12 protein-coding genes are annotated in these 13057 nt (G+C 70.9%); 5 read left to right on the top strand and 7 right to left on the bottom strand.

The window, feature by feature from the left end:
* Positions 1 to 112 precede the first annotated feature (112 nt).
* From AC6LJ9_RS12865 to AC6LJ9_RS12850, 4 genes are all read right to left on the bottom strand, one after another.
* Entirely contained in the window at positions 113 to 844 is a 732-nt protein-coding gene (locus tag AC6LJ9_RS12865; protein WP_392411740.1) for a 3-deoxy-D-manno-octulosonic acid kinase, read from the bottom strand.
* A gap of 107 nt (positions 845 to 951) precedes the next feature.
* Positions 952 to 2661, bottom strand: coding sequence for a dihydroxyacetone kinase family protein (locus AC6LJ9_RS12860; protein WP_498147849.1), 1710 nt, complete (start codon positions 2659 to 2661; stop codon positions 952 to 954).
* A gap of 229 nt (positions 2662 to 2890) precedes the next feature.
* Positions 2891 to 3307: a group II truncated hemoglobin gene (locus tag AC6LJ9_RS12855; protein WP_498147848.1), complete on the bottom strand. Its 417-nt coding sequence runs from the start codon at positions 3305 to 3307 to the stop codon at positions 2891 to 2893.
* Positions 3307 to 5838, bottom strand: a complete 2532-nt coding sequence (locus tag AC6LJ9_RS12850; RefSeq protein WP_498147847.1) for an ABC transporter permease — start codon at positions 5836 to 5838, stop codon at positions 3307 to 3309. The genes AC6LJ9_RS12855 and AC6LJ9_RS12850 overlap by 1 nt, the downstream gene beginning before the upstream one ends.
* Before the next feature lie 103 nt (positions 5839 to 5941).
* Between AC6LJ9_RS12850 and AC6LJ9_RS12845 the strand changes: the two genes are divergently transcribed.
* From AC6LJ9_RS12845 to AC6LJ9_RS12835, 3 genes are all read left to right on the top strand, one after another.
* Entirely contained in the window at positions 5942 to 6916 is a 975-nt protein-coding gene (locus AC6LJ9_RS12845) for a TRAP transporter substrate-binding protein (RefSeq protein ID WP_212322656.1), read from the top strand.
* A 120-nt stretch (positions 6917 to 7036) separates the two neighbouring features.
* Positions 7037 to 7537 carry a TRAP transporter small permease gene (locus AC6LJ9_RS12840; protein WP_498147846.1) on the top strand — a complete coding sequence of 167 codons (501 nt, stop codon included), beginning with the start codon at positions 7037 to 7039 and terminating at the stop codon, positions 7535 to 7537.
* Between the two features lie 32 nt (positions 7538 to 7569).
* The gene (locus AC6LJ9_RS12835; protein WP_498147845.1) at positions 7570 to 8847 is read left to right on the top strand and encodes a TRAP transporter large permease; all 1278 of its coding nucleotides are present in this window, start codon (positions 7570 to 7572) and stop codon (positions 8845 to 8847) included.
* Between the two features lie 131 nt (positions 8848 to 8978).
* Here the strand turns inward: AC6LJ9_RS12835 and AC6LJ9_RS12830 are convergent, their stop codons facing one another.
* The gene (locus AC6LJ9_RS12830; RefSeq protein ID WP_212320267.1) at positions 8979 to 9269 is read right to left on the bottom strand and encodes a DUF3579 domain-containing protein; all 291 of its coding nucleotides are present in this window, start codon (positions 9267 to 9269) and stop codon (positions 8979 to 8981) included.
* A 267-nt stretch (positions 9270 to 9536) separates the two neighbouring features.
* Here AC6LJ9_RS12830 and AC6LJ9_RS12825 point away from each other — a divergent pair, with 267 nt between their 5' ends.
* Together AC6LJ9_RS12825 and argF are read left to right on the top strand one after the other, a co-directional pair.
* On the top strand, positions 9537 to 10760 hold the full coding sequence (locus AC6LJ9_RS12825; protein WP_498147844.1) for an aspartate aminotransferase family protein: 1224 nt from the start codon (positions 9537 to 9539) through the stop codon (positions 10758 to 10760).
* A gap of 14 nt (positions 10761 to 10774) precedes the next feature.
* On the top strand, positions 10775 to 11716 hold the full coding sequence (gene argF, locus AC6LJ9_RS12820; RefSeq protein ID WP_498147843.1) for an ornithine carbamoyltransferase: 942 nt from the start codon (positions 10775 to 10777) through the stop codon (positions 11714 to 11716).
* Positions 11717 to 11929: 213 nt separating this feature from the next.
* Here the strand turns inward: argF and AC6LJ9_RS12815 are convergent, their stop codons facing one another.
* Both AC6LJ9_RS12815 and AC6LJ9_RS12810 read right to left on the bottom strand, forming a co-directional pair.
* The gene (locus tag AC6LJ9_RS12815) at positions 11930 to 12493 is read right to left on the bottom strand and encodes a hypothetical protein (RefSeq protein WP_498147842.1); all 564 of its coding nucleotides are present in this window, start codon (positions 12491 to 12493) and stop codon (positions 11930 to 11932) included.
* Positions 12494 to 12504: 11 nt separating this feature from the next.
* Positions 12505 to 13053, bottom strand: coding sequence for a carboxymuconolactone decarboxylase family protein (locus AC6LJ9_RS12810; RefSeq protein WP_498147841.1), 549 nt, complete (start codon positions 13051 to 13053; stop codon positions 12505 to 12507).
* Between the last annotated feature and the right edge of the window lie 4 nt (positions 13054 to 13057).

The following is a 13057-nucleotide window of genomic DNA, read 5'->3' as shown; positions in this document are numbered from 1 at the left end:
TAAAGCTTTTTAACGCGGACCTCCCCAACTTTGGGGGGCTTTTTGCCGCAAATCGGGGGACGATCGCCTCGCATGCGCCCTCTCGGCCGCTTGCGGGCGGCCCGCGCCCGCGTCAAGGCTGGATGCCCACGCCCCACGCCGTCCAGTAGCTGTCGCGCAGCTTGAGCCAGAAGCGCTCGCCGGCGTCCCCCGCCACCTTGTTCAGCGAACGCCGCAGCCGCTCCAGGTTGCCCTGGCGCTGGCGATCGGACAACCGTCCCTGGGTGCCCCGGTCGAAATCGATGAGCCAGACGCGGCCCTCGCCGCCGATCAGGATGTTGAACGCGTTCAGGTCGGCGTGCCAGACGCCGGCCCGGTGCATGCGGACGATGGCCGCGGCCACCGGCTCCCAGAGCGGCTCGGCCAGCATCTGGGCCAGCGGCTTCACGCCGGGAATGCGCTCGACCAGGATGGCGGCGCGGTAGACCGGCCCCTGGCGCCAGTAGGCGGCGGCCAGCGGCGCCGGCACGTCCAGCCCCTGGCGCCGCATGGCGGCCAGCAAGCGGTATTCGCGGAAGCTGCGCGTGCGGTCCTCGCCGGCCCACAGATAGCTGTCGCGGCTCAGGCGGGCGATCATGCCGCCGCGCCGGTAGCGGCGCAGCACGCCCTGCCAGCCCTCGCCGTGCACGAACCAGGCAGCCTGCCTGCCGCCGGCGTCCACCGGACGGGCGCGTTCGCCGTAGCGGGCGGGGTCGAACAATTGCGGTCCGGCCTCGCCCAGGCGCGCGTCGCTCAGCATGGCGCCGCCCAGCGGCGCCGGCCAGGCCGCGCGGCGGGCGCCGGACGCATCGCGTTCCGCCTTCATGGCCGGCCGCCCCGTTGCGGCGCCGGGCGCCGGTCGATGTCGCTTGCAGTCAATGGAGATACGCCAAAAGGGAAAACGTCCCCAAAATTATTGCACGGACCCGCTATTTACACGGACCCGACATGCGGCCGCAGCGCCGCCAGCCAGCAGGCCACCGCGACGGCCCCGCCGTCCGGCGCACCGACCGCGCGCTCGCCCAGGTAGCTGGCGCGGCCGGCGCGCGGCGCCATGGCGGCGGTCGCCTGCGCGCCCTGCTCGGCGGCTTCGACCGCGGCGGCGAAGGCGGCGGCGGGCGCCGCGCCCGCGGCCAGGCCCTGCTCGAAGGCGGCGGCGGCCGGGAACAGCGCGTCCAGCATGGTCCGGTCGCCGGCCTTGGCCCCGCCCAGGTCGCTGACGGCCTGCACGGCATCGCTGAAGGCGCCGGCCCAGTCGCGCGCCGACGGTTGCGGCGCCTGCGCCAGCCGGCGCGAGGCGCGCAGCAGCGCGGTGGCGTAGAACGGGCCGGAACTGCCGGCGATGGCCTTGCGCAGCGCGCCGCCCAGCGCGGCCAGCGCGCCGGCCGGATCGGCCAGGGCCGCGTCGGGCACCGCCAGGATGGCGTCGGCGGCGCGCTTCATGCTGGCGCCCAGGTCGCCGTCGCCCGCCAGCGAATCCAGCTCGGTCAGCGTCGGCTCCTTGGCGTGCAGCGCCGCCGCCGCCGCGCCCAGCGCCGGCTTGAGAGCGGCGATCCAGCGCTGGCCGGCGGCGTCGGGCGCGGCCTGGGCCTCGCCCAGCTCCAGCGCCGGCGCGGCGACGTAGATGTCCTGGTTGACCTGCCCGCCGCCCGGCCAGGCGCGCGCGCCCGTGGCCGCGTCCAGCAGCGCGAGGCGGCCTTCGTCCACGCGCAGCAGCGACAGCGAGCAGCCCGGCATGTCGAGCGCCGACAGCAGCGTGCCCGACCAGGCCCGCTCGACGGCGATCCCGCGCGCGGCCAGCTTGTCGTACGCGGCGCGCATGACCACGTCCAGCTCCATCTGCGGCGTCGCGCCCAGGCCGTTGACCAGCAGCGCGACGCGCGCGCCGGCCGCCAGGCCCATGTCCTCGACGATGTAGTCCAGCAGGGTCGCGGCCAGTTGATCGGCCGGCAGCATGGCGCTGCGCTCGACGCCCTTCTCGCCGTGGATGCCCAGGCCCAGCTCGATCTCGTCGTCGGCCAGCGTGAAGCCGGATTTCTCCGCGCCCGGCAGCGTGCAGCCGCCCAGGGCCACGCCCATCGAGCCGAGCTGCGCGGCCGCCTCGCGCGCGGCGGCGGCGACCTGCGCCAGCGGCAGCCCCAGGGCCGCGGCGGCGCCCGCGACCTTGTGCACCAGCACGGTGCCGGCGATGCCCCGCCGACGTTCGCGCGGCGTGTGCCGGCGCAGCGACACGTCGTCGGCGACGATGGCGATCTCCACCGGGATGCCCTCGGCGCGAGCCAGCTCGGCGGCCAGGCCGAAGTTCAGCCGGTCGCCGGTGTAGTTCTTGACGATCAGCAAGGCCCCGTTGGGCCCGGCCGTGGCGCGGATGGCCGCCAGCACGGCATCGGTGGACGGCGAGGTGAATACCTCACCGCAAACCGCCGCGCTCAGCATGCCGGCGCCGACATACCCGGCGTGCGCAGGCTCATGGCCGGAGCCGCCGCCGGAAATCACGGCCACGGGCCGCTGGCCCGCCGCCGGCAGATCGCTGCGCACCAGCACGTGCTCATCGCCCAGGATGGCCGTGCCCGGCGCCTGCCGCGCCGCGCCTTCGAGCATTTCCCGCACCAGTCCGGACGGATCGTTGATGAGTTTCTTCATTGTCGGGCCACCTCAAAAATGAAAAGGCTCTCGCAAAAGAGCCATGAACCCACGCAGGATACCGGTTTCACCCCATCGACGGTTTCACCCCATCGGGATGCCGCGGAGCCGGCTTTGCCGGTCCGCAGGCATGCCCCCTGGGGGGAGCGCGCGAGCGCTTCGGGGGGGACTTCTCCTCCGGTCCGCAGGCATGCCCCCTGGGGGGAAGCGCGCGAGCGCTTCGGGGGGGTCACCTATTCCGCATCCAGTCGGCCACGCCGTAGAAAGACTCCAGCAGCCGATCGACCAGCGCCGGCTCGATGCCCTCGTCCTCCAGCGCGCGGCCCATGCAGGTCACCCACTGGTCGCGCTCGACCTCGCCGATGGAGAAAGGCAGATGCCGCGCGCGCAGCCGGGGATGGCCGAAACGCTCGATGTAGTGGTCCGGGCCGCCGAAGTAGCCGCACAGGAACCAGAACAGCTTGTCGCGGGCCTCGTCCAGGCTGGGGCCATGGGCGGCGCGCAGTTCCTTCAGGTCCGGCTCGATGTCCATCAGGTCGTAGAAACGGTCGACCAGGGCGCGCACGCCGGGCTCGCCGCCAAGTAGATCAAAAATGCTGCGGGAAGTATCCACGGGCTCGCTTATCGAATGGACGCGGGACGTCATCAGGTTTCTCTCAGGGTGACCAGGGGCGGGGTGCGCAGCACCCCGCGCAGGGCCAGCGCGCCGCCGGCCCAGGCGCCGAGCATGCCCGCGCCGATGCCGGCCAGCCACGGCCAGAGGCTGAGGGTAATCGCAAAGTCGAACACCAGGGTTGATAAAACCCAAGCAATCGCGCTGGCGCCGGCCGCCGCCAGCAGCCCGGCCAGGCCGCCCACCGCCCACAGCTCGATGCGCTGCGAGCGCGCCAGCTGACGCCGGGTCGCGCCCAGCGCCCGCAGCACGGCAGCCTCGCGCATGCGTTCGTCGCGCGTGGCGGTCAGCGCGGCGGCCAGCACCAGCACCCCGGCCGCCAGCGTGAACAGGAACAGCAGCTGCACCGCGCGCCCCACTTCGTTCAACACCGACTGCAGTTGCCGCAGGATGGCGCCCACGTCGAACACGGTCAGGTTGGGAAACTCGCGCACCAGCGCCGGCAGCACCGGTTCCTTGCCCGGCGGCAGGTAAAACGAGGTGATCCAGCTTTGCGGCATGTCGGCCAGCGCGGCGGGCGTGAGGATGGCGAAGAAATTGACGCGCATCGTGTCCCAGTCCACCCGCCGGATGCTGGTGACGGCGGCCTCGACCTGCTGGCCGGCCACGTCGAACAGCATCTTGTCGCCCAGCTTGATGCCCAGCGTCTTGGCCAGGCCCGACTCCAGCGAGACCTCGTCGGCGCCGGGCGCGAGCCAGCGGCCTTGCTCGATGCGGTTGGACGAGGGCAGCTCGTCGCCGTAGGACAGGTTGAATTCCCGGTCCACCAGCCGCTTGGCGCGCGGCTCTTCGTAGTCGTCCGGCCCCACCGGCTTGCCATTGAGGGCGATCAGGCGGCCACGCACCATGGGCGCCAGGCTGACGCGGCCCAGTCCTTCGCGCGCCAGCGCGTCGGACACGGCCTGACGCTGCTCGGGCTGGACGTTGATCAGAAAGCGGTTGGGCGCGTCCGGCGGCAGCGTGCGCTGCCAGCCCTGGATCAGGTCGGTGCGCGTCATGGCCAGCAGCAACAGCGCCATCAGGCCGATCGCCAGCGCGCAGACCTGGGTGATGGTGGTGGCGCGGCGCCGCACCACGCCGGCCAGGGCGAAGCGCAGGGACGGCAGCCCGTTGGCCACGCGACGCAGGCGCGACAGGCCCAGGATGCAGAGCCAGGCCACCAGCGCGAACACCAGGAAGGCGCCCAGGAAGCCGCCCGCCACCACCGCCCCCAGCCGCGCGTCGCCGGCGAACCACCAGATCAGCAGCGCGAAGCCCGCCGCGCCCAGCCCATAGCCGGCGGCGCTGCGCGCGCCCAGGGTGTCGGCGTCGCGCCGCAGCACGCGGGCCGGCGGCACATGGCGCAGCTGCGCCAGCGAGGGCAGCGCGAAGCCCAGCAGCAACAGCAGGCCGGTCAGCAGCCCCTGCGCCGCCGGCACCGCCGAGGGCGCGGGCAGGGTCGTGTCGATCAGCGAAGCCAGCACCGCCACCAGCCCCTGGTGCACGGCGAAGCCCAGCAGGCAGCCGACGGCCGACGAGAACAGCCCGACCAGCGCGAACTCCAGCGTCAGCATGCGCGAGACCTGCGACTGCACGGCGCCCAGGCAGCGCATGACGGCGATGCCGTCGCGGTGCCGCGCCATGTAGCGCCCGGCCGCCAGCGCCACTGCCACGGCCGAGATCAGCACGGCCAGCAGCGCCACCAGCGACAGGAAGCGCTGGGCGCGGTCCAGCGTGCGGCGCACCTCGGGGCGGCCCGATTCCAGCGTCGCCAGCTTCTGGCCGCGCTTGAGGTTCTGGCCCAGCCAGCCGGCGTAGCCGGACACGGCCTCGGGCGGGCCGGCGACCAGCAGCGCGTAGCCGATGCGGCTGCCCGGCGCGATCAGGCCGGTGGCCGGCAGGTCGCTGGCGCGCAGCAGCACGCGCGGCGCGACGTTGACGAACTGCATGCCCCGGTCGGGCTCGTAGCTCACCACCCGCTCGATGCGCAGGCGCGTGTCGCCCACGTTGAGCAGGTCGCCGATCTTCAGGTTCAGCAGCGACAGCAGCTGGCCGTCGACCCAGACCGCGCCCTCGGACGGAATGCCGCGCGCCGGCGCGTCCGGGGCGAACGGCCCCTCGGCCACGCGCAGCGCGCCGCGCAGCGGGTAACCGGGCTCGACGGCCTTGAGCGCGGCCAGCTGGGCGCCGTCGCCCGCGCTGACCATGGACGGGAACTGCCAGGTGCGCGATACCTCGAGCCCGCGCTGGCGCGCCTGCTGCAGGAAGGCGTCCGGCACCGGCTCGTCGGCGTCCAGCACCAGGTCCGCCCCCAGCATCTGGCCGGCGTCGCGCTCCAGCGCCCGGCCGACCCGATCGGCCAGGAAGCCGACGCTGGTCACGGCGGCCACCGCCACCACCAGCGCCAGCACCAGCAGACGCAACTCGCCGGCGCGCGCGTCGCGCATCATCATCCTGGCGCCCAGGCGCAAGGTGGACCAGAAACCGGCGCGGCGCGCCCGGGAGGCATCAGGGAAATCCATCATCGTGCAATCTTACCCAACGGCCGGAAGGGGGGCCGAATCCCGCTATCATGCGCTACTGCGGCGCGACGCCGTGACAAGAACATATCGAATACTGGAGAAGACAATGCGCAAATCCTGGCTTGCAGCCACGATCCTGGCCGCCTGCGGGGCGGTCGCTTCCCTGCCCGCCGCGGCGCAGAACACCCTGAAGATGGCCTACGCCCTGTCGACCTCGTCGCACTACGGCGCCGGCGCGGACGCCATGGCCAAGTCCATCGAGGCCTCGACGGGCGGCAAGTACAAGGTGCAGCAGTTCGCCAACAGCGCGCTCGGCGGCGAGCGCGAGGTCATCGAGGGGCTGCAGATCGGCACCATCGACCTGGCGATCGTTTCGACAGGTGCCACCCTCAATTTTGTTCCCGAAACCGGGGTTTTCGATATCCCCTTCCTGCTGCGCGACCTGCCGCACGCCCGCACGGTGCTGGACAGCAAGATCGGCCAGGACATGCTGGCCAAGTTCCCCAGCCGCGGCATCATCGCCCTGGCCTGGGGCGAACAGGGCTTCCGTCACCTGACCAACAACGTGCGCCCGGTCAAGACGCCGGCCGACGCCAAGGGCCTGAAGATCCGCACCACGGAAAACCCCATCCACATCGCGGCCTTCCGCCAGATCGGCATCCTGCCGACCCCGATGGCCTGGCCCGAAGTGGCCACCGCCCTGCAGCAGGGCACCATCGACGGCCAGGAGAACCCGCTGTCGGTCATCACCTCGGCCAAGCTGTCGCAAATGCAGAAGCACCTGGCGCTGACCGGCCACGTCTACGGCCCGGCGCTGGTGCTGATGTCGGCCAACGTCTACAACGGCCTGTCGGCCGCCGACAAGGCCAACTTCGACAAGGCCGGCAAGGAATCGGCCCAGGCCATGCGCGCCTACGTCGACAACATCGAGAAGACCGGCGTGGAACAGCTGAAGAAGGAAGGCATGCAGGTCACCGAAGTGGACCGCGCCGCCTTCGCCGCCGCCGTCGAGCCGGCCTACCCCGAGTACTACAAGAAGTACGACAAGAAGCTGATCGACGCCATCCGCGACACCAAGTAAGCACGGCGCGCCGGCGCGGACAGGCGCGTAGCGGGCATGGCGGCACAGGCCCGCCGGCCCGCGCCGTCCGCCGGCCGGCCCTGCCGGGTCGCCCCCATCGCTAGCGGGACTCCATTCATCATGCGTTTGCTCTGCGCCTTCGACCGCCTGCTCTTCAAGCTGGTATCGGTCATCGCCCAACTCTTGCTGGTGGCCGCCGCGGCCGCCGCCTTCTACCAGGTCATCGCCCGTTTCGTGCTGCATTCGCCGGCCGACTGGAGCGAGGTCCTGACCCGCGCGCTGCTCATCTGGACCGTGCTGCTGGGCGTGGCCCTGGCCTTCCGCCACGGCGCCATGATCAGCGTCGAACTGCTGCGCAACATGCTGGGCGGCGCGCGCCGCCGGGCGCTGGAAGCGCTGATCGGCCTGATCTGCGCCGGCTTCCTGGGCTTCGTGGCCTGGATCGGCGGCCAGATGACCTGGCGCGTGCGTTTCCAGACCGTGCCCAGCCTGGACATCTCGATCTCCTGGATCTACCTGGCCATCCCGGTCGGCGCCACGCTGGCCGCCATCGCCGTGCTGGCCCGCTGGTGCGCCGGCGAAGAAGCCGAGGCCCCCTTGCGCAACGACGCGCAGGGCTGACCCGTTCGAAACGAATCCAAGCAGATCACGCCATGTCCCAATTGATGATTGTCTCGATGCTGATTTTCTTCGGGCTGTCCGTGCCGGTCGCCGTGTCGATCGGACTGGCCAGCCTGGCGGGAGTCGGCGCCGCCAACCTGCCCTGGCTGGTGGTGGCCCAGCAGTTGTACGCCGCGCTGGACAAGTACCCGCTGGTGGCGATTCCCTTCTTCATCCTGGCCGGCAACCTGATGGAAGCCGGCGGCATTTCCGAACGCATGGTCGAGTTCGCCAAGAGCCTGGTGGGCGGCATCCAGGGCGGCCTGGCCTGCACCTGCGTGCTGACCTGCATGATCTTCGCGGCCGTGGCCGGCTCCAGCGTGGCCACCACCTTCGCGGTCGGCGCCATCCTGATCCCGGCCATGATCCGGCACGGCTACCCGGCGCCCTTCGCCGCCTCGCTACAGGCCAGCGCGGCCGAGCTGGGGGTCATCATCCCGCCGTCCATCCCGATGATCCTGTTCGCCGTGTCCACCGACACCTCTACCGGCGAGCTGTTCATCGCCGGCGTGATGCCCGGCATCCTGATCGGCCTGGCGCTGATGTTCTACGTGTGGTTCTACGCCAGGCGCAACGGCCTGGGCAAGCGCGACGGCGAGGGCCGCCTGCCGCTGTGGCCGGCGTTCAAGCGCGCCTGGCTGGCGCTGATGATGCCGGCCATCATCCTGGGCGGCATCTACGGCGGCGTGTTCACGCCGACCGAGGCATCCGTGGTGGCGGTGATGTACGCCGTAGTGGTGGGCAAGTTCATCTACCGCAAGCTCAGCTTCGGCCAGCTGTCCGAAACGCTGCACAAATCCGTCATGTCGACCGCGGTGATCATGTTCGTGATCGCCAACGCCGGCGTCTTCAGCTTCCTGCTCAACCGCGCCGGCATCCCCGACGCGCTGGGCGTCTGGCTGGCGCAGGTGTTCGACACCAAGTTCACGTTCCTGATGGGCGTGAACGCGGCGCTGTTCCTCATCGGCATGTTCATCGAGACGTCCGCGTCCATCGTGGTGCTGGCCCCGCTGCTGCTGCCGGTGGCGCTGAAATTCGGCGTGGAGCCGGTGCATTTCGGCATCATCATGGTCGTCAACCTGGCGCTGGGCATGATCACCCCGCCCTTCGGCGTGAACCTGTTCGCCGCCTGCGCGGTGGCCAAGCTGCCGCTGGAACGGCTGATCAAGCCGCTGATTCCGTTCGTGGGCGTGGTGATCGTCTGCCTGATGATCATCACCTACTGGCCGGGGCTGTCGCTGGGGTTGCGCGACGTGGTCTACGGCAAGTAGCGCGGGGCCGCCCTCCTGCGGGCGGCGCCCGCATCAACGAAAAAGCGCCCGATGGGCGCTTTTCTGCGGCTGTGCGCGATCCGGGCGCGCGGACCTGAAGCCGCCTCCCGGGTTCCTGCCCCGAATCGGGGTCAGACCTCGCGTTCTTCGGTCTTGAGATTGTTGTCGTGGGCGAAATCGACCACGAACTTGTAGGCCAGCGGTTCCAGGTCGCGCAGGCGCTGGTCAACCACGATGCCGCGCACGCCGTCGATCACGACCGGCAGCACGTAGGGCGAATAGGTGAGGTGATTGCCGGCGCTGCCGGGCGGCCGGAACTGGGCCATGACGCCGGCCAGCCGCTCGGCCCAGTCGCTGGGGCGGAATCGGCTGCCGCTTTCGGTGACGCCGTGGATTACGAATTGTCTGACGCGAGTTGCCATGAGTTCTTCATCTACAGGACGCCCTTCACGAAAGCCGGATCTTCGGCGTGATCAAACATGCGTCCTGCGCCGCGAATTGTATATGATTGATCCTTTGCCCTCCCTAAAACGGCTGCACGCCCCGTAAAACGGAGCTGTCCAGCGGGTGGCCGGACCGGCTCCGCCCGTCGGGCCGGCGAACCAGACAGGCAGGTCGCGGCGACACCGCGGCAGCGGCGCGAAGCCGGCCCTGTCCGCCCATGGGAGTCCGCCCCAGGAGAATCCGCGATGCCCTCGCCTCTGGCCAATATCTACGCCCGCCTGCCGGTATCGTTCACGCACGGCCAGGGCGTATGGCTATGGGACGCGCAGGGCCGCAAGTACCTGGACGCGCTGGCGGGCATCGGCGTGTCCTGCCTGGGCCACGCGCATCCGAAGCTGGTGACGGCGATCGCCGAACAGGCCGCGCGCGTCATACACACGTCCAACATCTACGAGATCCCGCAGCAGGCCGAGCTGGCCGCCCGCCTGACGGCGCTGGCCGGCATGCAGGAAGCGGCCTTCGCCAACAGCGGCTCCGAGGCCAACGAGGCCGCCATCAAGCTGGCCCGCTACTACGCCTGGCAGCGCGGCAACCAGCACGCCCACATCATCACCATGGACTCGTCCTGGCACGGGCGCACGCTGGCGACGCTGGCGGCCACCGGCAGCGACAAGGCCCGCAAGGGCTTCGAGCCCCTGCCCTCCGGCTTCATCCAGGTGCCGTATAACCAGATCGACGCGGTGCGCGCCGCCGGCGACGCCGAGCCGCGCGTGGCGGCGGTCCTGCTTGAGGCGCTGCAGGGCGAAGGCGGCATCCGGCCGTCGGACGCCGCCTACCTGCAGGCGCTGCGCCAGCTCTGCACCGAGCGCGGCTGGCTGCTGATGATCGACGAAGTGCAGTCCGGCATCGGCCGCAGCGGCAAGTGGTTCGCGCACCAATGGGCCGGCATCCGGCCCGACGTGATGACGCTGGCCAAGGGCCTGGCGGGCGGCGTGCCCATCGGCGCCATGCTGGCGGCCGGCCCCGCCGCCGGCGTGCTGACGCCCGGCAGCCACGGCACCACCTTCGGCGGCGGCCCGCTGGCCTGCGCGGCCGGGTTGGCGGTGCTGGACGCCATCGAATCCGAAAACCTGCTCGACAATGCCCGCGCGGTGGGCGCGCACCTGCGCGAATCGCTGGCCGCCGCGCTGGCCGGCACGCCCGGCGTGACCGAGATCCGCGGACGCGGCCTGATGCTGGGCATCGAGCTGGCCCGCCCCTGTGGCGCGCTGGCGCTGCGCGCGCTCGATGCGGGCCTGCTGATCAACGTCACGCGCGACCGCGTCATCCGCATGCTGCCGCCCCTGATCCTCAACCGGGCGGAAGCCGACCGGATCGTCGAGATCCTGGTCCCGCTGATCCGGGATTTCCTGGCCGACAAGACATCATCAACACCCCTGCCGGGCCACGAGCCCGGCCGGGCACTTTGACCTGCGACCTCACCATGACACCACCTACGACTCAAAACGGCCCGTTGCGGCACTTTCTCCAGTTCAAGGATTTCTCGTCCGCCGAGATCGCGTACGTGCTGGACCGCGCGCGCCTCATCAAGGACAAGTTCAAGCGCTACGAACCCCACATGCCGCTGCACGACCGCACGCTGGCGATGGTGTTCGAAAAGGCCAGCACGCGCACCCGCGTGTCGTTCGAGGCCGGCATGTACCAGATGGGCGGCTCGGTCATCAACCTGACGTCCAACGATTCCCAGCTGGGCCGCTCCGAGCCCATCGAGGACACCGCGCGCGTCATCTCGCGCATGGTCGACATCGTCATGATCCGCACGTTCGAGCAGACCCGCATCGAGCGCTTCGCCTCGCACTCGCGCGTGCCGGTGATCAACGGCCTGACCAACGAATTCCACCCCTGCCAGATCCTGGCCGACATTTTCACCTACATCGAGCACCGCGGCCCCATCGCCGGCAAGACGGTGGCCTGGGTGGGCGACGCCAACAACATGGCCTACACCTGGCTGCAGGCCGCCGAGCTGCTGGGCTTCACGCTGCACGTGTCCGGCCCGGCCGGCTACGAGCTGGAACCGGCGCGCATCGGCAATCCGTCCGACAAGGTGCTGCGCCAGTTCAAGGATCCCATGGAAGCGTGCCAGGGCGCGCACCTGGTGACCACCGACGTCTGGACCAGCATGGGCTATGAGGCCGAGAACGAAGAGCGCCGCGCCGCCTTCGCCGACTGGCGCGTCGACGCCGAGATGATGGCCGTGGCCGATCCGCAAGCCGTGTTCATGCACTGCCTGCCCGCCCACCGGGGCGAGGAAGTCACCGGCGACGTCATCGACGGCCCGCAAAGCGTGGTCTGGGACGAGGCCGAGAACCGCATGCACGTGCAGAAGGCGCTGATGGAGTTCCTGCTGCTGGGCCAGCTCAAGTAAGCCTGCGCGCAAGATCCGCCGGGGCGCTCGCCGCCCCCGGCGACAAAGGGCCGGACGCCTCGCGGTGTCCGGCCCTTTTGCGTGCTTGCGGTCCGGTAGTTGCCGCCCCGTGGCTGCCGCCCGGGGATTGCTGTCCGGGGATTGCTGTCTGGGGATTGCTGTCTGGGGATTGCTGTCCGGCGGCCAATGCTTGATGGCCGCAGCCGGCGCCGCCTACAGGATCCGGGCGAACATCGTGCGCCGCGTGTTGCGGAACGACGGCCGCACCCGGCTGCTCCAGTCCGTGGCCCGCACCGCCAGCCACGGCGAGCTGCCGAAGGTCTCGCGCGTGTGCAGGTCGTAGCAGGCTAGGTAGCGCGGCCCCTTGTGGCGGCATACATAGCGCAGCGCGCGCACGGTGCCGGGCACGGCGGCCAGGCCGGGCAGGTGCTCCTGGTCGTACCAGGCGTTCAGGTCGGCCTCGGCCTCGGGCAGCACATCGGTCTCGACGATATAGTGCCAGGGCGCGTCCTGCCCGCGGGCCGCGCCGGGCAGGTCCAGCGTCCGGTGCAGCACGCGCACGCTGGCGCCGGGCAACTGCTCGGCCACGCGCGCGCCCACTTCGGGCAAGGTGCCTTCGCCGCCGTCGATGTACAGATAGGTCTCGTCCTCGTCCACGGCCGCATAGGCGCTCACGCGCACGTTGGGCAGGCCGTCGGCCAGCCGGCCGGCGATGCCGGCGGCGCGCGGCGCGTCGATGCGCTCGCCCAGGGACAGCAGCAGTACGGTATCCGTCACTTTCCCATTCCTCAGTGTCCGACGCGCAAGGCGACCAGGAAACGCGACACCATGTTGTAGGCCGCCACGGTCGCCGTCAATTCCACCAGCGCCTGGTCGTCGTGCAACGCGCGCAGCGGCGCGAACACGGCGTCCGGCACCTCGATGCCGCGCGTCATGGCGTCGGTCAGCGCCAGCGCCTCGGCCTCGCCCGGCGCCAGCCCCTCCGGCCCTGCCAGTCCCGCCAGCTCCGCCAGCGCGGGGCCGGCGCGCAGGCGCTCGATCAGCGCGTCCGGCATGCCGGCCTGGCGCGCGTGCGGCACATGGGCCTCGAACTCATAGGGCGCGCCGTTCAGCGTCGCCACCCGCAGGATGATCAGCTCGCGCAGGCGCGGCGCCAGCCCCGTCTTCTGGCGGATGGCGGTCAGCATCGCCTCCCAGCCCTCGGTCACGGCCGGGCTGTTCAGCAGCACCTGGTACAGCGGCGAGACGCGGCCGCGCGCGGCAGCGATGCGCGCTTCCAGGCCGGCCAGCGCCGGCCGCGCGCCCGGCTCCACCGGCGTCACTCTGCATGCGTCCATGGCG

The sequence above is a fragment of the Achromobacter sp. 1011811831 genome (genome assembly GCF_059760905.1).
This window is presented reverse-complemented; position numbering and strand designations above follow the sequence as displayed.